At 61.3% G+C, this 431-nt stretch carries 1 protein-coding gene; it reads left to right on the forward strand.

The features are described from left to right. Nucleotides 1–25 precede the first annotated feature (25 nt). Nucleotides 26–431, forward strand: a 406-nt coding sequence (locus tag ACU8YC_RS28355) for a DUF6538 domain-containing protein (RefSeq protein WP_446896440.1), incomplete at its 3' end; no start/stop codon positions are given.

Raw genomic sequence — 431 nt, forward strand, 5'->3', positions numbered from 1 at the left:
ATCAAGGGGTGTCCAAGGTGTAACTTTGGGTGTACCCGTGGCTCGGAAGTTCCTCGATTTCGGCTGGCTGGTGGTGACGACCCGCTACGTTCACGACTTCAAGGGCGATGGGGTCCTTTGGTACATCCGACGGATTCCCAAACACGCCCAGCCCCATCATGGGGGTAAGGCTCAGATCCGTAGGAGCCTCAAGACCCGTGATCCGAAGGTTGCAGCGGTCGCGGCTGCGAAGCTGGCGAAGGCAGATGATGTCCTTTGGGCCACACTGAAGGGCCAAGAAGCACCTGGCGGAACCACCTCAGCTGTCCGTGAGGCAGCCAAGCACCTCCTGGTGGCATTGAACCTCAACCCGGGCGACCTGGGGCGGAAGCTTGAGATATGGGAGGACCCGGGGGCGACCCTGGATGGCTACTTTGAGCGGCGGTACGGAC

The sequence above is a fragment of the Citrobacter sp. VF227 genome, assembly GCF_052950715.1.